23 protein-coding genes are annotated in these 26,189 nt (G+C 46.2%); 20 read left to right on the top strand and 3 right to left on the bottom strand.

The features are described from left to right. Window positions 1-85 precede the first annotated feature (85 nt). The 16 genes from mobH (at window position 86) to ABD892_RS08675 (ending at window position 15,470) form a co-directional block, all read left to right on the top strand. The gene (mobH, locus tag ABD892_RS08750; RefSeq protein WP_345195136.1) at window positions 86-2,194 is read left to right on the top strand and encodes a MobH family relaxase; all 2,109 of its coding nucleotides are present in this window, start codon (window positions 86-88) and stop codon (window positions 2,192-2,194) included. Then, window positions 2,191-4,023, top strand: a complete 1,833-nt coding sequence (traD, locus tag ABD892_RS08745; RefSeq protein ID WP_345195134.1) for a conjugative transfer system coupling protein TraD — start codon at window positions 2,191-2,193, stop codon at window positions 4,021-4,023. Before mobH ends, traD begins: the two co-directional genes overlap by 4 nt. Next, window positions 4,016-4,435, top strand: coding sequence for a hypothetical protein (locus tag ABD892_RS08740; RefSeq protein ID WP_345195133.1), 420 nt, complete (start codon window positions 4,016-4,018; stop codon window positions 4,433-4,435). Before traD ends, ABD892_RS08740 begins: the two co-directional genes overlap by 8 nt. Then, window positions 4,435-5,091 (top strand): IncC plasmid conjugative DNA transfer DtrJ family protein, encoded by a 657-nt coding sequence (locus ABD892_RS08735; RefSeq protein WP_345195132.1) that lies wholly within the window; start codon window positions 4,435-4,437, stop codon window positions 5,089-5,091. Before ABD892_RS08740 ends, ABD892_RS08735 begins: the two co-directional genes overlap by 1 nt. 87 nt (window positions 5,092-5,178) lie before the next feature. After that, window positions 5,179-5,460, top strand: coding sequence for a type IV conjugative transfer system protein TraL (traL, locus tag ABD892_RS08730; protein WP_345195131.1), 282 nt, complete (start codon window positions 5,179-5,181; stop codon window positions 5,458-5,460). Continuing rightward, complete coding sequence (locus ABD892_RS08725; RefSeq protein WP_345195129.1) at window positions 5,457-6,050, top strand: TraE/TraK family type IV conjugative transfer system protein; 594 nt, start codon at window positions 5,457-5,459, stop codon at window positions 6,048-6,050. The genes traL and ABD892_RS08725 overlap by 4 nt, the downstream gene beginning before the upstream one ends. After that, window positions 6,047-6,913 carry a TraK domain-containing protein gene (locus ABD892_RS08720; protein WP_345195127.1) on the top strand — a complete coding sequence of 289 codons (867 nt, stop codon included), beginning with the start codon at window positions 6,047-6,049 and terminating at the stop codon, window positions 6,911-6,913. The genes ABD892_RS08725 and ABD892_RS08720 overlap by 4 nt, the downstream gene beginning before the upstream one ends. Before the next feature lie 13 nt (window positions 6,914-6,926). Continuing rightward, window positions 6,927-8,147, top strand: a complete 1,221-nt coding sequence (locus ABD892_RS08715) for a TraB/VirB10 family protein (RefSeq protein WP_345195125.1) — start codon at window positions 6,927-6,929, stop codon at window positions 8,145-8,147. After that, the gene (gene traV / locus ABD892_RS08710) at window positions 8,144-8,674 is read left to right on the top strand and encodes a type IV conjugative transfer system lipoprotein TraV (protein WP_345195124.1); all 531 of its coding nucleotides are present in this window, start codon (window positions 8,144-8,146) and stop codon (window positions 8,672-8,674) included. The genes ABD892_RS08715 and traV overlap by 4 nt, the downstream gene beginning before the upstream one ends. A gap of 26 nt (window positions 8,675-8,700) precedes the next feature. After that, window positions 8,701-9,066, top strand: coding sequence for a TraA family conjugative transfer protein (gene traA, locus ABD892_RS08705; protein WP_345195123.1), 366 nt, complete (start codon window positions 8,701-8,703; stop codon window positions 9,064-9,066). 125 nt (window positions 9,067-9,191) lie between these two features. Further along, on the top strand, window positions 9,192-9,941 hold the full coding sequence (locus ABD892_RS08700) for a disulfide isomerase DsbC N-terminal domain-containing protein (protein ID WP_345195121.1): 750 nt from the start codon (window positions 9,192-9,194) through the stop codon (window positions 9,939-9,941). After that, on the top strand, window positions 9,938-12,358 hold the full coding sequence (traC, locus tag ABD892_RS08695) for a type IV secretion system protein TraC (RefSeq protein WP_345195119.1): 2,421 nt from the start codon (window positions 9,938-9,940) through the stop codon (window positions 12,356-12,358). The genes ABD892_RS08700 and traC overlap by 4 nt, the downstream gene beginning before the upstream one ends. Continuing rightward, window positions 12,358-12,708, top strand: coding sequence for a hypothetical protein (locus ABD892_RS08690; protein WP_345195118.1), 351 nt, complete (start codon window positions 12,358-12,360; stop codon window positions 12,706-12,708). Before traC ends, ABD892_RS08690 begins: the two co-directional genes overlap by 1 nt. Window positions 12,709-12,713: 5 nt before the next feature. Further along, entirely contained in the window at window positions 12,714-13,229 is a 516-nt protein-coding gene (locus ABD892_RS08685) for a S26 family signal peptidase (RefSeq protein WP_345195117.1), read from the top strand. Continuing rightward, window positions 13,223-14,437, top strand: a complete 1,215-nt coding sequence (locus tag ABD892_RS08680; protein ID WP_345195115.1) for a TrbC family F-type conjugative pilus assembly protein — start codon at window positions 13,223-13,225, stop codon at window positions 14,435-14,437. Before ABD892_RS08685 ends, ABD892_RS08680 begins: the two co-directional genes overlap by 7 nt. Beyond that, window positions 14,430-15,470, top strand: coding sequence for a TraU family protein (locus ABD892_RS08675; RefSeq protein WP_425559208.1), 1,041 nt, complete (start codon window positions 14,430-14,432; stop codon window positions 15,468-15,470). Before ABD892_RS08680 ends, ABD892_RS08675 begins: the two co-directional genes overlap by 8 nt. Before the next feature lie 61 nt (window positions 15,471-15,531). On the opposite strand, the gene ABD892_RS08670 is transcribed toward ABD892_RS08675, so the two are convergent. The 3 genes from ABD892_RS08670 to ABD892_RS08660 all read right to left on the bottom strand — a co-directional run bounded on the left by ABD892_RS08670 (window position 15,532) and on the right by ABD892_RS08660 (window position 18,312). After that, window positions 15,532-15,768: a hypothetical protein gene (locus ABD892_RS08670; RefSeq protein ID WP_345195113.1), complete on the bottom strand. Its 237-nt coding sequence runs from the start codon at window positions 15,766-15,768 to the stop codon at window positions 15,532-15,534. A 127-nt stretch (window positions 15,769-15,895) separates the two neighbouring features. Next, complete coding sequence (locus ABD892_RS08665; protein ID WP_345195112.1) at window positions 15,896-17,035, bottom strand: ParB/RepB/Spo0J family partition protein; 1,140 nt, start codon at window positions 17,033-17,035, stop codon at window positions 15,896-15,898. After that, window positions 17,032-18,312 (bottom strand): AAA family ATPase, encoded by a 1,281-nt coding sequence (locus tag ABD892_RS08660; RefSeq protein ID WP_345195111.1) that lies wholly within the window; start codon window positions 18,310-18,312, stop codon window positions 17,032-17,034. Before ABD892_RS08660 ends, ABD892_RS08665 begins: the two co-directional genes overlap by 4 nt. A 113-nt stretch (window positions 18,313-18,425) precedes the next feature. Between ABD892_RS08660 and ABD892_RS08655 the strand changes: the two genes are divergently transcribed. The 4 genes from ABD892_RS08655 (at window position 18,426) to ABD892_RS08640 (ending at window position 26,154) form a co-directional block, all read left to right on the top strand. Continuing rightward, window positions 18,426-19,706: a replication protein RepA gene (locus tag ABD892_RS08655; protein ID WP_345195110.1), complete on the top strand. Its 1,281-nt coding sequence runs from the start codon at window positions 18,426-18,428 to the stop codon at window positions 19,704-19,706. A gap of 862 nt (window positions 19,707-20,568) precedes the next feature. Further along, window positions 20,569-23,877, top strand: a complete 3,309-nt coding sequence (traN, locus tag ABD892_RS08650) for a conjugal transfer mating pair stabilization protein TraN (protein WP_345195109.1) — start codon at window positions 20,569-20,571, stop codon at window positions 23,875-23,877. Between the two features lie 83 nt (window positions 23,878-23,960). Further along, window positions 23,961-24,821: a hypothetical protein gene (locus ABD892_RS08645; protein ID WP_345195108.1), complete on the top strand. Its 861-nt coding sequence runs from the start codon at window positions 23,961-23,963 to the stop codon at window positions 24,819-24,821. Window positions 24,822-24,933: 112 nt separating this feature from the next. Next, window positions 24,934-26,154: a hypothetical protein gene (locus ABD892_RS08640; RefSeq protein WP_345195107.1), complete on the top strand. Its 1,221-nt coding sequence runs from the start codon at window positions 24,934-24,936 to the stop codon at window positions 26,152-26,154. The last annotated feature ends 35 nt before the right edge of the window (window positions 26,155-26,189 follow it).

The following is a 26,189-nucleotide window of genomic DNA, read 5'->3' as shown; positions in this document are numbered from 1 at the left end:
AAACTTTCCTGTATAGATTGGCGCCATGAACATCAGGCATTGGTTCGACAAATTAATTAAGCGCACATCGGGCAATGGCCAATCTATGGCTATTGATGCAAAACCCTTAGACCTTAGAAAAGTAGTTGGTTATCCAGCACCCCCTACTGGTATTGAGTATTGCGCCGTACAGGAACTAGTGGAATTTCAGCAGCCGCTCATAAGCAAAATTAGCAATTCGATGCGGCTAAATGACTCTGATTTTAATAACCTGATACTGCCCGTCATAACCAATTACGCGGCCTATGTTCACCTTTTGCCTGCATCACAAAACCACCATCACAGTGAGGTAGGCGGACTTTTTCGACATGGATTGGAAACCTGCCTGTTTGCAACACAGGCAAGTCACAACAAGATTTTCTGCGCCCAGGGCGCTCCCCGTGAAGCCCGAAAAGCCGAACCTCGCTGGCGTATTGCAGTGGGTCTCGCTGCTTTAGTGCACGACACCGGAAAAGCCATTGCTGATATGTCCATTATTGACAGCACTGGGAAACTTACATGGAAGCCACATAAAGAATCTTTAGATTCCTGGTGTTTGTCTAACCAGCTTGAAAGGTATTTTCCCCGCTGGATCCCTGATCGGCACAAGCGGCACGAGGCGTATACACCAACACTTCTCCATCGTCTGATACCTGAAAAAACGTTTGATTGGCTTCATGAATCCACTCACGGCGCCAGAATCTATGAATATATGCTTGATGCCGTTTCAACTATGACCTCTGAAAATACGCTCTCCCAGCTGGTCAAGAATGCCGACATGACATCAACAACACGGGATCTGCACACCCTTTATGATGGGGTCAGTGTCGATGGCATCAGTGTCCCCGTTGAAAAACACATTCTGAATGCCATCCGTGCATTGCTGGATGGCCAAAACTGGAAGTGTAATGAGCCTGGAGCCCGGGTATGGGTTTTTGGCGATGGTTATGTCCATATCGTATGGAGTCAGGCCGCGCTGGATATCAAGAGCTATCTGTACGAACAGAAGGTCACTGGGATACCGCAAGATCCTGATATCCTGGCTGACATCCTGATCGAGAAAGGGATAGCGATTTCTAACACCGGTTCTGGTGAAGAGTTACCACTGCGCTATTGGAAAATGAGTCCTGCCTGTGTTGGCACCAATGATAAACCCCTATCATTGAAGATGTTACGGCTGGCAAGTACCGGTTTTATTTTTCATAGTGAGCCACCATCACCTGTTCAACTGCACGACTCCAAGCCCAATACCAAGAAAGATAATAATCCTGTTAAGATCGATCGATCCCACATACCTGATCAATCTCCTAATACTTCCCCGCCACTGGACAGGGAGAAAAACCCATTCGCCCACGTTGTTCAGATTTTGTCACAGGCTAAAGAACCTTCTGAGCCGGCAAAAGATGACAATTCAGTGTCTGTCGTACCAGCAGGCAATGGAACGAACGTTTCGGGTGATGTTGTTGATCCAGTCGATAACGGTAAAAAAATCACTGATCAAAAGTCAGAACCCAAGCCTCTACCTGACATATACCACGAATTTGTCGGATTAGGCGGGTACTGGAAAGTGATTGCAGAACTGGCCTTATCTGATCCCATGGCATTCCTGCTTCAAGAGGATGGTTGCTTTTCTCGATATCCCAACATTGTTGAGCGGATCAACAAGGACCAGTCTGCCCTGGTAACGCTCAAGGAGCTTGGCGAATTAGGCTGGCTCAAATCCAATCCGGAAAATGCGGCGCTTTACACGCACAAACGCAAGCTGTCGGATTCAAACCCTAATCATAGGTATGTGATGTTTATGGGCAAGGTGAGATCAGGTATTGAAGCCATCGCCGGATTGAAATCACCCGTGCATGAAAAAACAGTGAAACAAGGCTCATGTACATCCCCTACCCCTGCGATTGAACCTGACACAAAGGCAAAGAATCCATTGTATGCCCGATTGGTTCGAGATTTTCTTACAGCGGAACAGGCCAAATCGCTCAGTACGACAAACGAAGCCATCGCAGTGAATCTAAAATCAGTCATCAAGGCTTTGCCGGAAATCGTTGACGACCTTGGGATTCCACGACCCAAGGGGCGGCACACGGTTATCGGCTACTCAAGACTATTAGATAAGGTTCCCGGCCTGGAGGTGGACACAAAATCCCTGTTAATCAGGAGTGAGCCGTGAAGAAGGACGACGGATATACGTTCAACTATCGCACCAACTATGAAGCGAGAGCAGCTGTTTCATGGTTAATTATGATTGTTAGTGCACGATTCATGATGTTTCTTGGTCTACCAAATCTGCCATTTCAGGTAGCTATGTGCGTAGGTGGTGTCTTTTTTACCTGGCGAACGCATCAGGCACTACGGATAAAACAACACAAAGATGCATTGAAAGGGAAAAAACTTTCATTTCTAACAATCAGCCAAAAATCCCAACGGCGTTTGTCAAAGCCCTTCGAATCGCTATGGATGGGATGGGGATTCGAGTGGAGCCATCGCCACACACAGGCCAGCTACGAAATCATCAAGCGAGACAGCCGTGACATCCTGCCATGCTATGCAGCCAACCAGAAGGGGGCACCCTGGATACATGGACTGGATATCGACGAGAAAAAGCTGAGGTATCCTCTGCATTTTGCTGATGGTCATACGTTGATCACAGGAGCAACCGGGTCTGGAAAAACACGGTTATTTGACCTTCTTGTGACTCAATGTGTTCTACGTAATGAGGCGACGATCATTATCGATCCCAAAGGGGATAAAGACCTCCGGAATCTGGCGGAAAGAGCCTGCCAACTGAATGGGACCCCCGATCGTTTTGCCTGCTTTCATCCTGGTTTTCCGGAAGACAGTATACGCATAAACCTGCTTCGAAACTTTAACCGATCTACGGAGATTGCCAGCCGGATTGCAGGCCTGATCATCACTGAGTCAGGAACGGATCCGTTCAAAAACTTTGGACAAATGGCAACAAACAACATTGTGCAGGGGCAATTAATTTGCAACGAACGTCCAATGCTGACAGGGATTCGCCGTTACCTTGAAAGTGGGCCGGCGCCATTGGTCATTAAATCTCTGACAGCGTACTGTGATTCTCTGAACATCAACTGGCGAGTCGCAGCAACCCAATATACTCAAAAGGCAAAGAGCGGCGATGTAGAGAGTGAAGCATACCAACTCTTACGTTTTTATCGGGAAAAGATACAACCTCAACACCCATCCAGTGATCTCGAAGGCGTACTGTCCATGTTTGAGCATGACAGAGCGCATTTCGGGAAAATGATTGCAACACTGCTTCCGATAATGGGCATGCTAACCACCGGCGAAATGGGAGAGTTACTGTCACCGAATGCCGAAAATTTCGACGACCCCAGGCGCCTTGAAGACACCCGATCATTAATTGAAAAAAAAGCATGTGCGTATATCGGTTTGGATAGTCTGACAGACCAAATGGTAGGTAGTGCGATTGGTACACTCTTTCTGGCAGATCTGGCGAGTGTTGCAGGTGATAGATATAACTATGGAGACCAGAATCAGCCAGTGAACATCTTTGTTGATGAATGTTCCGAGGTCATCTGTGATCAGCTGATACAACTCCTGAACAAAGGGCGTGGCTCCAGAATTCGTTTATTTGTTGCAACACAAACCATTCAGGATTTCGTGGCTCGGATGGGCAATGAAGCAAAGGCGTACCAGGTGCTCGGCAACACGAACAACATGATATCGCTGAGGGTCACAGAAGATAAAACGCAGGAGTATGTGGCTAACAAACTGCCGGAAACACGAGTTAAGTACGTCATGCGTACACAGGGTACCACCACGTCTCAAGATACCCCTGACAGTTTCACGGGAAATCATGGAGAGAGACTGATGGAAGAAAAGATACAGATGTTTATCCCGCAGCTACTGGGTCAACTCCCGGATCTTGAGTACATCGCAATGCTGGCTGATGGAAAACTCTACAAGGGACGTTTGCCTATTTTGAAAACAGAGGAGTCTAGTGATGCCTGAGCGTGAAAGCGCATCCAGCCTGTCAGAAAACGACATCAATGCTCTTATCGCAGGCTGCTCATCTCCCTATGCGGAAACATACCAGCTCATGATAAACACTATGCCTGGTATGGCGGAAACCTTATACCGGATCGTTGAGTACACCTACCCGCGGGAATCAGGACAAGATCCGTTCTGCACCAACTTGATCACTTCCCTGATTAAAACGTTCCAGTCTAGCGTTGATCAACAGTATGACTCAGCCTGCCGGCTACTGATGTTGGTTTATACGATCAAAAAGGCCATGCAGGGTATTTATGCGGAAAATGACGTCTGGAATATGACACTCAGCATTTTATCGCCGGCCACGAAAACAGTATTTCTGCGCATTTGTGACCATCAACCCCAACAGTCGTCAGTTGAGAGTGAATAATGGCTGAATCCCGAAAATACGCTTTTGATAGCCCCGGGGGGATTTTCGGTTTAACCGTTTTCTTCTTCTTTTTTGTCATACTGTCAATCCTGACCTTTGACCACCTAGTGATTGATGCTGTCGTTGATGAATACAGTATGACGCAAAGCTACCTGCCAGAATCCACTATGCGGAAGATAACTACACGGGCAAACAACTGGTATAACACGATCATTGTAGACTCTGGTTTTGAAGCCGGAACCTACGCCCTTTTTTTACCCAATCGTGAGCAGATGCGAACAGCACGGCAGATGGGGAAGCTTGGCGAGAAAGAATTCCCATGGTTTGAGAAGAAGTTGGATGCCTTTTTTTATTGTATTCATCAATTCCTGTTCAGGCTTTCGCATTTGTTAGCCTGGTATCCGTTTTTGCTGTTGCTACTTATACCGTCAATTATTGACGGCTGGATGAGACGGGCAATCAAGAAAACAAACTTTGACTATACATCGCCTTTTTTTTCACATTACAGTAAAACAACGATCATATATCTGATACTTGGCTCCTGGTGTGCGCTATGGGTTCCCTTGTCGCTACCGCCCTGGCTGATACCACTATCCTACGGAGTCATTGGTATAGCCGCATGGATACTGACCGGCAATATCATGAAGAGATTTTGATTTACCGTTAAACAATGTTTAACGAATCGGGAAAAAAGCAATTTTCGCTGGTGTACCATCGCCATAATTGATTTCCTGGCGCTGGATATGAAACCCATCGACATTCCTGACGGTATCGACGATCCGCCTCAATTTCTTCTCTGGTCTCTGGATGAATTAATGCCAATAGTTCTTGCACTTGGTGCTGGCATATTAATAGAACAGGTATTGATCTGCCTGTTGGGAGCTATAGGTCTTGTTAAGATCTACCGGCGATACAGAGATGCGAAACCCGATGGTTTCATGCTGCACAGTATCTATTGGGCCGGCTTTCTGCCATCAAAATCAAAAACTGTTCCTAATCCTTTTGTTCGGAGATTTCTGCCGTGAAGTGGAAAAACTACGTTCAAAGCTGGAAAAGCATAAATTTAGAAAACAAGATCAGCCGCCTGGTTATCTGTGCGCTTGCATTCAGCAACATCCTGCTGGTTGCAGCAGTGATCAATCAAAATAGCCTGGTCATTTTTACGCCCCCTACACTCCATGAGGAGACAGCTATCGCTATTGATAGTGCATCTGAGCCGATGCACAGGGCAATGGGGCTTTATGTAGCCGGCCTTATTGGAAATGTGACACCACACAATGCAAAGCTGGTCAAAGAATCATTAGGCCCCCTGCTTGACGCTGGAATATACACGAATGTAATGAAAGTGATGGATGACCAGATTCTTGCTCTGCGGCAGGACAAAGTATCGACATCCTTCAGAACCATCTCAGTGGAATATGAAAAGAAATCAGGAAAGGTCTTTGTTCACGGCCAACAGATCGTTGATGGACTGATAGACAGCTCAAGATCGCTCAAGAAGACCTACGAGTTCATTTTCAAAATCCGAAATTACCAGCCGCAAATCACACACATTGATAATTATCGTGGCACACCTCGGAACGAAGAATGGCGCAAGGCCCAGGAGAAGAAATGATCGATCGTTCACGCAGGAAGTGGCTAGGCGTGTGTTCTGGCTTGGCATTGCTGGTTTCCATTCCCCCTGTTTCAGCAGAGGTTGCGCTGCCAGTGGTGCCAGTTAGCGCGATTCAGGCCACAACGACAACGGGCAATATTGACAATGACGCCAATAACTCCCGGATGCATTTGCTGGTTGAACCTGGTGTTAATGAAGTTGTGCCTATCTCAAAAGGCCATATCAATCGAATCATCGTGCCTTTCGATAGTCCTCGTGTACACACATCCAGCGAGGCAACCACTGAGGTCAAGGGTAATGTCATCTATGTCGTTTCTGACACTGACAATGCGGTCACACTGTTTATCGCTGCACCAGATAATGAAGAAGTAGCTGTCAGCCTGACACTGGTTCCAAGGGTTATCCCTCCCAAAGAATTAAGGATTAAGTTACCCGAGCAGTATCTACTACAGGCCGCGCGGTCCAGTAAAAAAGCCAAAGCCCTTGAAGTGGCTCAGCCCTTTGTTGAAACCATAACCCGGGTTCTCAAAACGCTCGCCAAAGGCGACGTTCCTGACGGCTATGACCTTGGGAAAATCCCTGTTAATGCTGAACTACCCACATGCTCTCAATCCGGTCTTAAGATTGATTTCCACAATGGACAGAGAGTTTCTGGCGCTGCATACATGGCGTATATCGGTCTCGCAGAGAACATCTCAAAAGAAGTGATCGAACTACAGGAAAACGCTTGTTCCTCGGATGGATTAATCGCTGTAGCTGGCTGGCCAGATGTCGTGTTGCAACCCGGCCAAAAGACCGAACTGTTTGTCATGGTGAACCGCCCCACCCCGTCATCCGTCCAAAAACGACAACCGCTTATCTGATGAGGCATCACCCGTGGACCTAAGAAATATATGGGAAAACCTGTCACCCAAAAACCGGCGGATTGTGGTAGTCGGCGGCCTTGTCTTTACCCTGATCAGCATCATTGTTTTAGCTTCACCTGATGACGGTGAAAAACGATCACGGAAGACGGATAAGGAAAGAAAAATTGAAAATATCCTGACCGATGTTGACACCCGTTCATTGAGCATCGAATCGATAGCGTCGCAACTTCGTCAGGAAATTAGCCGCAACGATAAGCTGTCTGCTGAGGTCGCCCATGCACGGAAAAAAGCGGAAGACGCAGAAAGTCAGTTGAAAGGTATTGATCGGTTAGAAAAAAGACTGAACGCACTCTCTGGCCAGATCGAAAAAATCGAAAAGAACGGGGTGCGCACCGATACAACGGCCTGGAAGACAAACCCGGAAGCCGAGCCACCAAGCATGGAAGAGCAACAGGTGCATGATGAAATATTCAGCATCAAAAAAACACCTGTAGATCATGCCCAACGGGTTGTTGGCCGCTCAGATATCGAAAAAACGCCACTGCCCTCCATTCGCACCATTGAAGAGGCCAAGGAAGAAACTGCATCGGTGGAACAAGACGACCCCGACCTTTACCTGCCAACAGGGAGCATGATGTCTGGTTATCTCATTACAGGTCTGGATGCGCCCACTGCCAAAGGTGCTCGCAAGGAGCCTTTTCCGGTACTGGTCCGAATCAAAAAAGAAGCCGTATTGCCCAATTACAACCGAATTAATGAAGTGCGTGAATGTTTTATGACCATGGCCGGCTATGGAGACCTCTCTTCAGAACGCGCCTATCTACGGGGTGAAACGATGTCCTGTGTGAAAGAGGACGGGGAAGTCATGGAGGCAAAAGTCGATTCCTATGCCACGGGTGAGGACGGTAAGGCAGGGCTGCGTGGGCGTCTTGTCAGCAAGCAGGGGCAGCTGTTGGCTCGCTCAATGATGGCTGGTTTTGCTCAAGGGGTCAGCGAAGCCTTTGATGTGAATCCTGTGCCGGTTATCTCAACCAATACAGACGGATCCCAGAACTACAACAAGGTTATGAGTTCCGAAGCGATGCAAGGTGCAGGCGTTAAAGGGCTTTCCAACTCAATGGAACGTCTGGCCGACTTCTATATGGAATTGGCAGACCAAATGCATCCTGTGATTGAAATAGGAGCGGGGCGCAGAGTTGAAATCATTGTGACGCGAGGTACAACACTGTGATCACGTCAAAATTGAAAGTATTGGCCGGCGTTACCTGCCTGTCTTTGATGTCTTCCGGCTGCTCACTGATTTCAGTCGGTGAAAATGACTTTGCCTGTTCTGGCATGCCTGGAGAAACCATGTGTGGCACTGCCGGACAGGTTTACAAGGAAACAGGTGGCGAGTATGTAGAACCGGAAGCCATCGTGTATGTCGACACTGAGACAGACGAAAAGAGAACCGTCAGTGTCAACAATTCCTCACAACAGGTTGCCACCTGTACTAAAGACTGCAACAAAAGCGCAGGCCATTTACCCCTGCCATCACACATTACCCCAATCCGGAATCCGGCAAGAATCATTCGAATCTGGATTGCTCCCTGGGAAAACAAGACAGGCGATCTCAATGCCCCAGGTCTTGTTTATTCCGAGGTTGAAGGACGTACATGGACGATCAGTGATGATTACCAACGTAATCAAGCTCGGTTAATCCATAAAAAAGATCAAGGAAACACCGGCAAGCAGGATGCAAAGGCCAAACAATCGTAACAACCTAATGTAAAAAGGTGAAACACATGGGACATTCCGCTGTAGCGTCATACATGACAGAAGAGCGCATCGCACTGTTCAAAAAAGTGGCTATCTATACCGCTTTCGTATTGGGGGTCATCGCCCTGCTAGCGATTGCCAGTGAGGTTTTTGCAGCAGGCAGCGCCGATAAGACATTTGAAACAACACTGACAACACTGACTGACTGGATCGAGGGTACGCTGGGTAAAATCATTGCCCTGGCATTCGTCATCATTGGCAGCGTCATGGGTGCAGCCCGTCAGAGCTTGATGGCCTTTGCCGTTGGTATTGCCGCTGCACTGGGTCTTTATAACGCACCTGGCCTCATCGACAACGTATTCTCCGCCACCCTGCCTATCATTGGCGGCTGATGACTCGTTGAAAAGGTGCCATCAGGCACCTTTTTAATTTGCGTTAAACAATATTGAACGTACAGGGAAAAACGCTTCAGGATTTGTCCTAACATCGCAGCAAATATCCTCTCTGCGGAACGCTGATGTTTATTAAATATTTCCTCACGCTAATTCTGCTTGTCGCGCTCCCGGCTGAAGCAGGACAAAACAAGCCTGATACCGACGCACAAATCCGGCAAGTCATGGAATCAGTGACCGATAGTACAAAATTACCCGGTAGCGGTCTGATGATGTTCGAGACTAAGGATAACGGCCTGATCTTCATTACAGAGGATGCACGCTACATTATTCGGGGCTCGCTACATGACAAGTGGCATGGCAAGGACGTAGACAGTGTTCAGACAGCCAGGCGGATTGCTGATATAACGCCTGTTGAAACCATGGGCATTGATTTCAACACACTCAACACAGCCAGCCTTGGAGGTGTCAGCCAAAGAGCCACTGTTTTCATGCGGCCGATGGCTCAAGATGTCCAGCAGGTAGCCTCATTTATTCGAAATCGGGCGCCTGACCGTAGCTACCAGTTGGTGTTTGTACCCGGAAACACGAAGCGTTCACTGGATCGATTCTCAGCACTAGCCTGCATGTCCAAAATGGACAGGGATAGCTTCGCCTCTACCCTTTTTGATGAAGAAATCACATTGTCCAATCTGGACGAACAAAGCTGCACCCCCGACCCTCTTTTATTGGCCAGAACCTCCGTAGCGACCCGATTCCTTGGCATAAGAACACTGCCTACGGCAATCACTGAGACAGGTTTCACTCTTCGAGGCGACCTTGTTCATACCGCCAAATCCAGACAGGAAGACAATCAAACTGTAGGCGCACCATGAGAAAAATGACCTATAACGACAACGCCGTGAGTGAACTTTTCTCGGTGATTGCCTTTGATGAAGAAAGGAATATTTTCTTTTGTTCTGACGAATCGGTTGCTTTCAGTTTCATTTGTCATCCTCTTAGCGGTGGTGACGACAAAACCAGCAACCGCGTCAAAACGCTGTTGAATAATGACTGGCCAAAAGACACGATCATCCAGTTTTCACTGTTTAGTTCTCCGGATATCAACGACGAACTGACCAGTATTTCCAGGCTGCGTCCTGAAGGGATTTGTCCGATCCAGCAGGAAGCGGTTTTACAGAAACTTCAGTTTTTTCGAAACGGCACCTACCAACCGGTAGAGCGGCTTAACCAAACAAAATTACGTGACTTCAAACTCATTTTCACTGTGAAGGTACCGTCAGGTTCTGTATTTCCTACCGAAGAAGAGATGAGTAAATACGGGCAACTCCAGCAATCCACTTACGCTGCGCTGAGCAGTTGTGGAATGCTCCCTGTCGCCATGACCGACGACCTGTATTTGAAGGTAATGCGTCCGATACTGAACTGGCATGAAGGTGCTGGCTGGAAATCAGGGCTATCCGATCCCTCAGAATTCGATAAGCCACTGAACCAGCAACTCTTTGACTATGACACGCAGCTTGATGTAGATGCCACCGGACTTCAGCTAGGTGATTGTGGACGACAGGGCCGACGTATCAAGGTGATGACCGTCAAGCGGTTGCCTAAAAATATGTACTTCGGCACTGCACTAAATTATTTGGGTGACAGTTTTTCCGGAAATCGCGGAATCAAAGACAACTTTCTCATCAATGTAAATATTCAATACCCGGATAGTGAGAACCGAAAAACAAAGCTGAGTTCGCAAAAACAGTGGGTAACCAACCAGGCCTACGGTCCAATGTTGAAGTTCGTGCCCAAACTGGCACAACAAAAGGAAGCATTTGACCGCTTGTTTGAAGCCTTCACAGACGGCGATCGACCGATCCATGTCTGCATGAGTGTATTGTTGTTCGGAAAAAACGAGGAGGACGCTATTCGTGCATCCTCGAATGCAAGAACGTATTTCCAGGATCTTGGTATCACTCTCATCGAAGACAGATTTTTCTGCCTTCCGATGTTTCTCAACAGCCTTCCATTCGGGGCTGACCGCAAGGCGGTGAGAGACATGAACCGCTACAAAACCATGGCCACCCGTCATGTCATTCCCCTGCTTCCATTATTTTGTGATTGGAAAGGGACAGGGACTCCGATGATCTCGCTGATCAGCAGAAATGGACAATTGATGACACTGGATTTGTATGATTCGTCTACAAATTACAATGCCTGCATTTGTGCCCAATCAGGTTCCGGGAAATCCTTTCTCTCCAATGAGATCATCAGTAGCTATCTGTCTGTGAACGGCCAGATATGGGTTATTGACGTTGGCCGCTCTTATCAAAAGCAATGTGAAACCCTGGGTGGAACATTCATAGAATTTACCGAAGAGGCGAAAATCTGCCTCAACCCATTTTCGATTGTCGAGAACTATGAAGAGGAAGCAGAAATACTGGTCAGCCTGGTCTCGGCAATGGCAGCACCCACTCAGCGTTTGAGCGACTTTCAGGTATCACGTTTGCAGATGCACATGAGCGATGTCTGGCATAAACACGGTACAAAAATGACTGTTGATGCCATCGCTGATGCACTGCTGGCTGATGATGATGGCCGTGTGAATGATGTGGGCCATCAGCTGTTTTCCTTCACCTCAAAAGGGGAATATGGGCGTTATTTCAACGGTATCAACAATGTCAGATTTGATAGCCAGTTCAATGTGCTGGAACTGGAGGAATTGAAGTCCAAGAAACACTTGCAATCCGTAGTACTGCTCCAGCTCGTCTATCAAATCCAGCAATGTATGTACCTTGGCGATAAGGCCGTAAAAAAACTGGCGTTGATTGATGAGGCCTGGGACCTACTGGGAAAATCTGAAACGGTAGCGGACTTTCTGGAAACCGGTTTCAGGCGTTTCCGAAAATACAATGGCTCCGGAATCGTTGTTACCCAGTCCGTGATGGACCTGTATAACACTCCGACAGGGCGTGCGATCGCGGAAAACAGCGCCAACATGTACCTTTTAGGTCAGAAAGAGCAATCCATTGAGGCTGTGAAGGAGGAAAAAAAGCTACCACTGTCTGATGGTGGGTATGAACTTCTCAAAACCGTCCGCACTGAATCTGGCCACTACTCTGAAATCTTCTGTTTAACCGACAGGGGTTCTGGTATAGGGCGCCTGATCGTCGATCCGTACCGATTACTCTTGTACTCAACCAACCCTAAAGATGTCGCTGCGATTGACCAGAAACGCAAGCAGCACAACCTGAGCGCAGAGAAGGCCATTAAAGCCGTACTTACCGACCGGGGGCTGATCTAATGTCAAAAATAGACAAACAATGCACGATCTTCGATCTCATCATGGCTTGCGCGGTATGCACCGTTATCTCCATAGGGGGCGCATACCTGGCTTACAGCCATGCTGTTACCCAGTCCGACACGGACGCGCAAAAAATTGTGGTCGTCAATTATGCCGGCCTTATTCGAAACATCCATCCCTCGGTCGCCAATGAAACGGTTGAACAAACCATGATGGAATTGGGGCAAGATCTGGCCAGGATAGCTGAACAGGGCTATCTCGTGCTGGATAACCAGTATGTCATTGCCGGCGGTGATCGATACGAACTGGACCTGAGCAAATACATCAACAGATTGCAGGAAGCAGAGTAAAAGGGATGTCAAAAAGTCAGCCGCTATCACTCTGGTTTGTGACAAAAATGATCTGGGTAGCCATCTTGCTCAGTGTTTTGTTTAGCTACCTGACCGACCGATTCCTGTTTGGGTTTGATCAGCAGGAGCACAAATGTATTCCCGGATACACCTTTTACATTGTCGACAAGCATGACCGGGAACCGGTGCAGCGGGGTGAAACCTTTGCGTTTCTCTCGGCACGAATGGAGCCTCTATATCCGGATGGCGCCACAATGATCAAGGTGGTAGCGGGGCTTCCAGGGGACGATATTTGTGTCACTGAGAAGCAGGTCCTTGTGAATAGCGATCCTATACCGGACATAGACAGCCTGCCCCTCGCCCGGAATATGGGACTTGAACCCCGGGATCTTGCGAGAGCACTAAAGCTTGAGCCTAACTTTTACTGGATGATGGGGCGAACGTCTGACAGCTTCGACAGCCGGTACTGGGGACCTATGCATCAGGTACAGATTGTCGGCAGAGCTTACCCCATATGGTGAACGGAAAAACGCTCACAGGGCTAGCATTCGTCTCATGTATAGGTCTTGCATGGGGCACTCCGCCATCAAATTCTGATTTTGACAGTGTTATTCACGGTATTCGAAGCCAGACAGAGATAATCCAAAAATCTGCCAGGAATGATTTTGATGCATCGTTCATTCCAAAGGCGCCAACAAAAGAAACGATGGATTGGGCGCAAGAGACAACGGATCTGGCGAAGAAGAATGATCGGGGTGTCCCGATAGAATACCGGTCAATTATTGACAATGATCGGGACGATTCCCTGGCAGACTCTAACTCAGACATCGAAATGCTGGTGTTTATTTCAACATCAATGGGCGAAACCAGCATTCGTGGTTTACTTGAATCAATCGCTGGTCAGGACAATGCCGTTGCCATCATCAGAGGACTTCTGCCAGGTGATAAAAGCCTGAACCAGACAATAAAACAACTGCATACATTGATGCAGGGTATTGAACCGATTCCAAATATGATTCTGGATCCCACCCTCTTCCAGAAATACGACATTGACAGTGTTCCTACCGTTGTCGTGCGTTCTCATGATGATGAAAAAGAGCTTGCCCGGTTTTCCGGTGTGTACGGGCTTGAATGGATTAAAGAGCAACTGAATCAAGGTGCCAGTGGTGATATGGGCGCCTACGGTACGGTGGAACATATTGCGGAGCGCAACCTGATTGATGAGATGCAGGAAAGAGCATCAAAACTCGACATTGACAGGATGAAAGCTGAAGCGCGAGCCCGTGTATGGGAAAAATATGACTTCACTGTGTTGCCTTCCGCTATCACTGATAGAACACGTCTAGTAGACCCTACGGTAGTTGTACCGAAAAGCATCAAGGATCATGAGGGAAACACGATTGTTGAATATGGTGTGCTATACAACCCACTCAACAGCATACCTTTTACACGACGACTGGTGATATTCGACGCAACCCAAAAAGAACAAGTCGCTTTTGTACAAAACCTGCCACCCATAGAACAAAAGATGACGGTTTACATGACTACCTCCATTCATCGGGACAATGGTTGGCAGCACCTCAAACAAATCCAGGATCAACTGAATGCGCCTGTTTTTCTATTAAACATGGAGATTGTAAGAACGTTTCAGCTGCAGGCCGTACCTTCTGTTGTAACTGCCAATGAGCATCACTTTATCGTTCAGGAATACGGGGTTGGGCGTGCATAAAAATTTAAAGCGGGTAATAGCCTGTTTGCTCAGTGTCTCTGTCCTTAACCCGATACCGCTACAGGCTGATGACATCGATGCTGATATCAGCCCAACAGAATGCAAGGATTCGGGTGTGTTGTCTGGGAAAATGATCAGCGATATCCCCTGGAACGCCCTGTACCCAATTAAAATTGCAGGGGTCCCAGTCATTAATAAAGGAAAGGCACCGAGGGAAGCCTCAAAAAAACCAGTATGCCTATGCGAAGACAATTTGGGTTTACCGACGCCAGGGGTAACCAATAGCCTTTGGGAGCCAGCACGAATTGTTGAACTGGTTCGATCGCCAGGCTGTTTTATGTCACTTGCTGGCGCCGAGATCGGAATTTCTGACAAGCGAAATCAGGGTACACCAGGACAAAATAGCCCGAGTGCACGGCAGTTAGGTATGTGGCACTACCATTACTATGCATATCCATTGTTGCTGATGCTTGAGATATGGTTCCCCGGGAGATGCAGTGATGGCTACATGGATTTCGATTTGATGTACATGTCTGAACTTGATCCCACATGGTACGACGATGAGCTGTCATTTTTCACGACTCCGGAAGCCGTGCTTTTCACCAATCCAGGGGCTCTTGCCGCTTGTATTCCGGACGCCCTGGCCACAGCCGCAGGGCAGCCCATTCAGGAGCTTTTTTGGTGTATGGGGAATTGGGGAACAATGTACCCATTTACAGGCAATACGCTGGAAAAAGGTGATTTGGCGGCAAACACAAGTCAGGTAGGAACGAAAGCGATCGCTTCGATGCACAGACGGGGATTGGCACGTCTGACAATGGGGGATGATTCATTATGCCGCCCTATTTTATTTCCCACCATTCCAAAACCCCAATACAAAATGTCTATGTTCTATCCAATAGCTGAAACACAGGATACACACTGGATTGGCGAGGCTACCGTTAATTGGGGGATGTGGCGCAATACACCGACTGAGCAGGATGCTGTTTATATACTTTGGCGTTGGCAGGATTGCTGCAACTCCATGCTGTAGCTAACCGCCTGATATATAAGGCTTTTTTATAATGTATGGCCGGCAATGCTTCTAGCGATTCTCATTCTGGCCAGATCACCCAAAACCGGTGTTTCACCCCTGAAACACCTTCCGGCCAGATCACCCAAAACCAATGTTTCACCCCTGAAACACCCTCCGGCCAGATCACCCAAAACCAATGTTTCACCCCTGAAACACCCTCCGGCCAGATCACCCAAAACCGGTGTTTCACCCCTGAAACACCCTCCGGCCAGATCACCCAAAACCGGTGTTTCACCCCTGAAACACCTTCCGGCAAGACCACCCAAAACCGGTGTTTCACCCCTGAAACATCTTTCAACGTGACACAAAAGCGGCAACGATAATTAATCCATAGGACAAAAAAACGGCCTCTCGGCCGTTTTTACATGACAATTTTAAAGTATCTATTTTCTTTTCTTTTTCTTATCAATTTCACTTTGTATGATCTTTAATACGTTATCGATATCAATTTCATCCGTCAGAAATGTTAGTACAGTTTGACCTTTGACAGTGTTACCTATTCTGACGAGTTTTTTATCACCTCTCTTAAGGTACTCAGGAGAGGTCTTCAACGAGGAATCTTGTCTGACAGCTGACTTAAGTATCTTTCTAACATTTTCCTCATCGTAATACGGCCTGCCACCTGCGGCAGCTTCAGCTTTCAGTTCTAAAAGCTGTTCGCATTTACCAATAAGTGCTTTTTCACTGTCTTTATTATTTGTCTGTTTAATAAGCCATTCCGCAACAGACCTAGAAATGTCCGTTGGTTTCGGGAAGGCTTTGATAACAACCTTATTTACCTTCTCGAATAACTGTAAACCTCTGTTAACCTTACTGAGATTTACTCCCAATTCTTCAGCCAAAGAACGTTGAGATGAGTAAACCCCATCGCCTAAAAGACGACTCCAATAACAGCCCAATTCATATAGTGATATCGGGTTCTGTGCATTTTCAGTATTAGATAGTTCCTGAATATCTATATCAGGCACCTCACCCACAAGCGCCTTGTATTTTCTTCCAAGGGATCGAACACAAAACAATCTCCTTGATCCCATAATCAATTCGTATCGCCCATCTTTGGTAGGGCGAGCCATACCTGGTTCGGTCTGACCGTGCATCTTTATGCTTTCAAAGATGTCTGACACGGATATCTCAGACAAAAGCGATTGGTCACGCTGATTGACTGATGAAACAAATATCTGCTCAGGTTCAATCTCAAGTAATTTAAAGCGTACCTTCTGTTTAGAGATAGGCATTTCAAATTCAACTGAATCGCTTGTCTCGTTCTTTTGAGACAAGTCATCAATCTGTTTTTGGCTCTTCTCAAGTTCCTGAGTTTTGATCTCAAGTTGATGGGTTGTTTGAGCTAACTCCTCTTTCAATCTTGTGTTGTCATAGGCCGGTATGCCTTCCTTCGCTACAGCACGGTTTAACAACGTGCGGGGATTTGAAACCCTTTTACGTGGGGCAGGCACTGATGTGTTATCGATCTTCTTATCTAAATCAATACCATATGCTGTACTGATTTTTTCTTTATCGCTCATGCCCCTGCTCCTTCTACCTGCAATTCATTGTCCTGCTGACTATCTACGGCTGTTGAAAACCAAAATGGCTGGATTATATCCCGCAGAATTGGCGTAAATGCTTGTTCCAGCATATTTAGAGCACGATTATATGATGATCGATTATTGATATTTTTCGACACCTCCTCATAGATCGTACACATCAGAGAATCGCGTTTTCCGATCTCATCATTTTTATGGAGTGGATTAGGCAAGCAATACCCTCCAAACGTTTGTTTTATGACCTGCGTTATGCCCTCTGCATAGCTTCGTTCAGAGAACCGAGTAATCATTGTATAAATATCAGGTAGAGCAATATCGATACCGTTATCTATGTAACTTCTTACGTTTTGGGCAGTTGACTGTATGAACTGTAGAGTTGAGGCAAAATCAAGCATTTGTGCTGGAACCGGCATAATGCAGACATCACCCGCAGAAAACTGACAGATAGTAGTTGTAGACAAAGATGGTGTGCCATCAATCAGAACAACATCATAATCGTCATATACCGTCTCAATTCCCTGTCTAAACCGGTTGAGCAAAAACTCCATTTCACTGGGAGTTTGAGCGGCATAAAGCAACTGGGGAAATTGAATATCGATATCCGCATTACCCAGGTTACTACCAATGATGTCAATATTAGGCCAGTGAGTTTTTTTCACTGCATACTTAAGATCCTCATAACCGTATTCACTATCCATGATGAGATAAGGAGCTATGGTGTCTTCATAAGAAGTGTCATAGTCAGGTCTTTGCCCCATGCAAAAAGACAACGTTCCTTGCGGATCTGAGTCAATAAAAAGAACACGATAACCTTGGAGCGCTAGCCATTGGCCTAACAGTAGTGTCAGCGTTGTCTTCCAACTTCCCCCTTTAAAATTTTGGATGGACAGTACGCATGGTTGTCCATTGCCACGTGAAGGTATTAGGTTGTAATGACTACGTATGTCGTTTATTTGAGATAGTGTATAGCCGAGGCGCCGCTGCGATCCGTTACACTCATACATATCGGGAGGCGAGAGTTGTCCATTTTTTTCTTTGCGAGCAATCGTAGTTGAGTTCACACCAACCAATGACGCAACATCCTGAATTCTCCAGCGTCTATTCATTACGCGATTGCGAACAACATCACTGCTGTCGTCAAGCACATGATTAGCTCGATCCTCTCTCATTGTTGCTTCGAGGTTGCGAAGAAAATTCGTTCCTCTTTCGTGAATTGCCTCTATATCTTCTAGATACTTAAGCATGAAGTCGCTCATAAACCCTCCGAGAATATCAGTATTGCCTTGATCTTATATTGAATTATAATTAATGCAGCATATTTTTGTAGTATGCTCTAAATTTAATGCAAGCATACAGGTGACCGGAACAAATGGAACTGTCTGAATATCTCGAACACTCTCAAAAACTTCTTGAACGTGGTGAGAAAACCTATACGGATATTCTGTGCGACGATATGCAGGTAATCTGTAGAGACGACGTTTGTTCAAAAATGGGAGAGCTTAAGGCACCTCTCAACACGATGCTTTCAATGGGGCTAGATCTACTATCTTGCACCGAATGGACGGAGTGTTTTGAGTTATACGTCGATTTATATGTAAAGCGTTTCCCTGGAAAGGAAGGCATTGATGCTCTCAACCTGTCAGCCATTACCCCTGCGCAGTTCAGATTAATTAACCCAGAGGTTTTTAGCGACTTTAACCAGGAGACAAGAGAAAGTATTCCAGTTGAGGTTTTCGCAAATCTACCCGCTGAATACATAAATGCTTATAACAACCTCCTTTTTCCAGACTTAGGGGCCGACAGCCTCCGACTATATACTCACGCCATTATCATGAATGCCCCGTTCCTCCAAAAGAGAAGTCGGACATCTATAAAACAACTGATAAAACATGTTGGCCAGTATACAGTGACCTACACAGCGACTTCTGCGACATCAGAATTACCCAGCGGGGTAGCCTCAAGGCTCTTATGGTACAAAATGGTTTCTGACATCATTATCAAGGACGCCACACATATAGACTTTGGAGACAGCCTGCTGGACCTTATAAAAGAACTTGGCATTACTATACAACGTGGTACCCGCTCGACATTGAAGATATATGCAGCTCAGTTCATTAACCTTCTCGAAATGTCTATCAATATTGAATCTTCATCCAATTCAGCCGTGCATACCAAAGATGAAGACATGCCAGAAACCTACAGATCGAAAAAACTGTTTATCTGTAATGATGTGGATCTGGTTGCAGATAGCTTTGACACGAAGACAGGAAACTTCAACGGCAAGATTGAATATTCTAAAGAGTTCAGAGAGCTCATTAAGAATGATGGTGGTGTTCCAGGTGATAGTAAAATCGTTCTTGAGCTAGCCAAAGAGGGATCTCCTCTGGCCATGGACATTTACTTTTGGGCAAACTACAAAAACTTCCTGATGAAAAGAAGAAATATTTCCTTCATCCCTTTGACATGGAATTCTTTAGCTGAGCAGTTCAGTAGCTCATCCGTTCGTATGGATAACTTCAAAAGGGATTTTAAGAATGCATATAGTATTGTTCAGAAACATTATCGGTTTACGTTACATTTCCCCGAAAAAACAAAACAGCCAGTTAAGCTGTTTAGATCAAACCTTTCCGTTCCTGTTTTGACAAAATAAGCATATCACTGCATTCGGTTAAGACACACTCCAATACCCCTGTAACCGATATCTGTTCCATAAATATCAAACACTAGCGAGTCCTCGCATGCTTTCCTGTTTCTCTTGAACCCCTTCCAAACGGAAGGGTAGGGGAACGGTTAGCCCGATCCAGAATTGGTCTGCTGTATTCTGAATTTCCCATTTTCCTTTTTGAAAACAGGTAACAGTGTTACAGAATTTTAAAAACCTCATATGTAACGTTCAAAATTCAAAGTAATGCCAAATGATATTAAAAACCGAGTACATCAGTTTCCAAAAACACTAAGTAACTCCTAGACAAAGTTGCGCTCACATAGTTTGCACAGCTTATCCACAGAAATCAGTTACATTTGAGGTATTGCAGGTTACATTTGAGGAGACCGACATTACATTTGAGGAAAAAGGCAATACATAAGAGGGAAACGACATTACATATAAGGCTGTATGCATTACATATAAGGATGAGGACTTTCGTCATTCGGCTGGAGACCGCATTCTAAAAGGGTTGTAGAGTGATTGACTATATCACCTAGTAGTTATCTAGTAGTCCTTTCTAGTAGCTTCTCTAATAGTTCTTCTAATAGCTTTTCTAGTAGCAAGCTCAATAAGAGTAAAGAAAGCATCAGTCTTGAAAAACTCACGTCTTTTTTTCTCACCGTTCAACCATGTTGAACGAATCGGGAATTTCGAAAATCCAGAAAAGGTAAGATGCCACTTTGCTTCATAGTTCAGAGGGGCGTCAGTGGTTTCCAGGAAGGCACTAAAGGCAATTAGCTACTGTCTATTATTGACAATGGGGAATTATGCCGTTTTTCCCACTATCGCAACTGCCCGGACCAGCATGACCTTTCAGGAAGCGGCCAAGGCTGGTGAGAGCATGGGCTTCGATGGCTTGAGCAACTTCCAGCACGCAGAAGATGGCGGGAACAATAACCTGATTTTTCCTGGCTCAGATGAACCTCTGGATATTAATACGCTTTTCCCCGGCTCATCAGAGATCACCCCCGAAGACCTGAAAAACCTCTATGGTGATGACTACTCTATTCTCCAGCAGGGGATGGATAACTATCAGTCATTGCATGAACAGGAAAATGACTCCGATCCATACAAGCAAGCTTTCGACACATCATACGAGATATATGGGCGCCAAAAGGTAGACATGTCGAATGACCCGATATGGGGAAAAACTGACGAGGTACTCAGCAACCTTGAGCAGATCGCCAAAGAGTTCACCGATTGCACTATTGAGCAGAGCACTACGAGCGGAAATAACAACAAAACCCATGTTCCAATACTTAAAAATTGCGATCGTCTGAATCTTCTTCCAGGCTCATGTGAAATCCGACATGACATTACCACTGCAATTGATGACTTTGAGGTCAAAATCGCAGCCAATGGGCGTAATTACCTGACAGTTGTGGCAAACCTCAAAGAAGGAACCTTCTCACGAGTCAGTCCTACAGATGGTACGCGGTTCGATCAAGTAATACCGACACTTGATTACGACAAAATATGCAATTCTGAAGATGGCCCAATGAACATTAAGTTTGTTGCAGCTTATGACTGGCCTGAGAGTGATGTAGGGGGAGGCTATCAGGACAGTACTGTCTGGTATCGAGTCCTGGAAATGCCTACCTGCGAAAATAATCTAACCACTAAGTTGCAGATCCAGGATCACCAGGTTGGGGATGACTTAATTTGGAAGCTCTCTGGAAAATTCCGCTTCTACATGACGGCGGTCACAAGTGACAGGTGGTTTCCTGAAGAATGTATTGATGCAGTTAAAAAAATTGATGATGGCTTCTGTTCCGGAACCTATGCATGCACGAAAACATTACATCCCGATGATAAAAACTGCGTTGAATTAAACGGCGTAAAGATCTGCGAATCTGATCTTCAACCATCTCCCGTTCCAGGCATATCCCGCTTCTGCCAGACCATATCCGTAAATACGGACTGTGATTTTGCTGTTGGCGAAATCTGTTGGGAAAACATGGACGGGGAAGAGGTCTGCCAAGAAAACACGGGAGATAACGACAATTGTGCAAAGTATCGAGAAGACCCGCAGTGTGGATACATCAAATCTGAATGTGTAGGGGGGGCAGAGGGCAGTAGTGGAGAGTGCTATGTCTATGAGGACACCTACGACTGTGGGTATGACGTAGAAATGCCTGGCTCGGGAGAAACAGAAGATGTTCTTGTCTGCGCTGGTGAGATTCAATGTATAGATGGTAGTTGCGCCAAACCGCCGAGTGATGGACCGAACAATAGCTTTGCAGAGGCAGTGGCTTATCTTCAGATGTTGCAACATGCCGGTAAAGATATGTATTGCGACGATGAAGCTGATGAGACTGGCGGTGATGCAAATGTCGTAGAAGGGCAGTGCTTTATATTCATGCCCATGCTTGAAAACGACGAATCATTCTGCAAGATCGCAGTCGGAGGTGTTCAGAATTGCTGTGATGCTCCGAAGGGAATAGGGCTTGGGGAATATCTGACAATGATATCCACGGCAATGAAGATCGATTCCTTTGTTGGTAGCCAGGGATTGATCGGTGACTATCATGGAGCCTGGGTTGCTGTTCAAAAGGCCGCAATTGCGGGACTGGAAGCCATTGGACAAACCTTTGCCTCAGCAGCAGACGCGACCTCGGCTATGAGCAAAGTCATTGGCGATAATATCGAAAAGGGGTTCATGCATGAGTTTGAGCAATATCTGCTGGAGCAAACCTATGAAATGATGGCTGAGGCATTTGGGGCAGAAGCGGCCGCAATGTTTGTTGCGGAAAAACAAGTAGAAGATCAAGCAACAGGTCAAGTTACTACGCAATTAGGAGCTGGCCCAGCTGCATCAGCAATGATGTATGTCTACTACGCATATATGGCGTATGTCGTGTTCACCCTCATGGTAGAGATGATATGGGAGTGTACGGAAGAAGAATTCCAGTTAGCCAGCCAGGTAGAACTGCAAAGCTGTCATTATCTTGGTTCCTATTGTGCAGACAAGGTACTGGGAAGTTGCATTGAGAAGCATAAGGCCTACTGCTGTTATACAACGCCGCTTGCACGCATCATGCATGAACAGGTCAGACCACAGATAGGATTGTCCTGGGGAACAGCGGAGCACCCGAATTGCCAAGGAATACCGGTTAATGATTTGGAGAAGGTTGACTGGGATAAAGTCGATCTCGATGAGTGGATAGCAATTCAGGTTCGTGAAGGCGTCTTTCCTGATCCTGCCAGTGAAAACATAGAGTCCATGACGGGCTATGGTGCAGCCATCAATACGGGAGGGGCTGATCGGGATAATTCAGCCGTACGAACCCAAATCCGTTTGGGTGACACCGATATTGATGCCCAGCGACGGAATATATACGAGGAAATGTACGGCAAAATCCCGGCGTCAAGCCAGGAACAGCAGCCATCGAACAAGGTGCCTGTTTACGGGTGTGAAGAAACAGGTGCCCGGTATGACAAGGAAAACAAGACCTGTAGCAAGCGTGAAGTGGTGATTGTTGATCCAGACGTTCTACTCGCATGCTCCAGAATTGACGGTCAGGCACCAGAGATTGATGTCGACAATAAACTATGCCGTTACGGAAGCGAAGGCGGGTTAATCGCAGATAAAGTCTTAGCCACGGGTCAGACCGATAATTTTTCTGAATGGATATATGATGAGTGCTGGTCACAGTTTTATGGCAGTTGCGCTAACGCCTTCAGTAAACAGGATATGCTGGAACTGTCCAGCAAGCATCCGGTAGAGGTATGCCGCACCATCAGTGGTAATACTTACAAGGAAATGCATGCAGGGGGATGGGATGGCTTCTACTTCTTTGATATGGATCGTCCAAATCGTAAGATTTCATATGTAGAGTGTGTGCCCGATATCTCTTATCAAGAGTTACCCGCAGAGGAACTGGCCGGCAATGCAGAATGTCCGGAAAATCAGGTCTGCGAGCTTCTGGAAGGGGAGTGTCCGACGGATTCAGTGACAACCAGCACTGGACACTGCAAGACAGAACAGTGGGTCACATACCCTGCCGATGTTATCGATCAGCTGTATTCCTGTCCTGATGGCTGGATGTTGAGTGCTGACAAGCAAACCTGCTCTAAATCGTCATCCGAGTGGATCCCCGGCGGTAACGCATAACCATAAGGGCTACGGCCAGTCCGTAGCCCTTGCATTCTCACAAAAACGAATACACTGGCACTAAACCAACAGGAGATAGAAACATGTCTGCCGTACTGTATGGGAAAAATTCACTCGTAGGGCTGCTAGCCGTCCTACTGGTGGGATGTAGTAGCTTCTCTCCGACCAAAAGCTACATCAGTGAACCCAATGAAAGCCTGGCTTTGAGCGTTGCCAATGCCAGTGGCTTGAACGACAAAGGGAAATTGAAAGATGTCACTCAGGAACAGGTTAAGCAGGCCATTGAAAAGAATGGAAATGGTGTCGGTGATGTCAGTGTTGCCAGTTCTGCTTTATTCGCTTCCGGTATGGCTGCTCCGCTGCCAGGGTTTTCATCATTAGGATCGGCGGGATTTGCTCTTTTGCCGATGTTTCTTGGGTCTGAACTTCCAGCGTATACCAGTTCAAGGTGGATTGTCTGGATGCCAAAGGAAGTTATGACTCCTGATCAGGCAAGTGAAAAACTTATCAAACTGATGCAGACAGCTATAACTGAGGAATATCCAGATGTGAATATTAGCTTTACCGCCAAGTATGGCAAAATATTAGCTGATGAATCACAATTGCTGAGCAATAATCCTATTGATGCAAAGGCACCTGAATTTCTAGGCAGTTATGATGCATATGGTTGGGGATTATCAAGTACGGCTATTTATACAACAACTAAAGGAAAGCTTCAGTTGTTTTTAGGGCCTTGCTATGAAGGAAACAAGGAAGTTGGTGATATGGACATGATTACAGAAAAGGTAAGGCAATGTTATATGCGTGTAACTAAGCATTTGCCTTCATGGATTTATTATTATCATGTTGGTGCAAATAAAACACCTGCAATTCTTAATCAAGGTAAAATATTTAATTTCATAGAGCCTGCCGCTGACAAATATGCAGCTCATTCGAGCTACTAGAATAATCATACCTTCATTGAAGCCATTGACCTTTGGCTTCAATGAAGGAGTAGTGCTGTTATTAGCCTGAATAACCTAACAAAATTAAACGAAAATATACCAGGAGTTAGAGATGTCTGCCGTACTGTATGGGAAGGGGATAATCGGCGGGGCTATAGCCTTGCTGCTAACCGGTTGTATGACCAATTTTATGGAAAAGCCGTACCCCTATGATTACGAAAAAAGCTCGGCACTGAATGTCCTGACTGCCAGTGGCATTGTGGCTGATAGTGCACCACAGGTTGACGATACACCCCAATGGTACATTGAAAGCCTGAAGCGTCGGGCGGCCAAAGAGGGCAAGCAGATTGAATCACCCTCTGAGGTGGCAACATCCGGTACAGGTGTTTCCGGTGACACCAGCTTAAACGTAGTCGGCGGCAGTTTGTTCGCGACAGGAACAGCTACTGCGCTTCCTGGCTTCTCATCTATGGGGTCTGCGGCATTTTTTATGTTGCCGAGCCTGCTCGATACGAAGGTATGGCCGTATCAATATAGTTCCTGGGTAATATGGATGCCTGTTGATGGTAAAACGCCCGAACAGGCACAGGCAGAAGTTACTGGTGTTTTTGAGGACTTATTGGTTAAAAAATTCCCTAAGCATGAAATTTATGCGCCACAGGGAACATTGTTAAAACATGAGCATATCGTTGTTGATGCATTCATGAAATTAAGAAAAAAAGGAAGTCTACCCGATAACATTGCATATATATCAATACAAAAGCCAGCTATTGGTAAGCTTCCAGAATGGCTTGGTGAAGGCGATGCATATGTTTGGGGTGTTCGACCTCATAAACAAACAATTCCGCCATCAGGGGAAGGGTATTTGCAAATGTCTGTATCGGGCTGCACGTTTAATGTGGAGCGCGAAGAAGGATACTTTGATTATATAGTACCTAACTCGAATCTTGATGAAGTACGTAAATGCTATTTAGATCTCACTACTGAACTACCTGAAAACTATTATTTCTATGCTTCACCACGAAAGTCTTTTGTTCAGTACTTTAAGAATGAGCGTGAAACATCATACAGCACGTTTGGTAACCATCCATTTCATCGCAGTAAGATGATTTTTAATGATACAACAGGTGGCCGTTACCCGCTGATCATGAACCAAGGGCGTGCCTTTTTCTTCATTGAGCCGACAAAGGATGTTCAGCAGGCCAGGACCGGTATGGATCTTTTGTTGAGCAAAGAACGCTTGGCAGAGGTTAAGAAAGTCCGGGCAGCAGGCAAATACACTACAGTTGTCAGCACCGATTTAAAATGTCCACCTTTCACCGATCCAAAATGACCTGTGTGAGATGATAATCTAATCAGATTATCGTA

The organism is Kistimonas scapharcae (genome assembly GCF_039540975.1).
GTDB classification, from domain to species: domain Bacteria; phylum Pseudomonadota; class Gammaproteobacteria; order Pseudomonadales; family Endozoicomonadaceae; genus Kistimonas; species Kistimonas scapharcae.
Note: the sequence above shows the minus strand (reverse complement) of the source record. Positions and strands in the feature narration are given on the sequence as shown.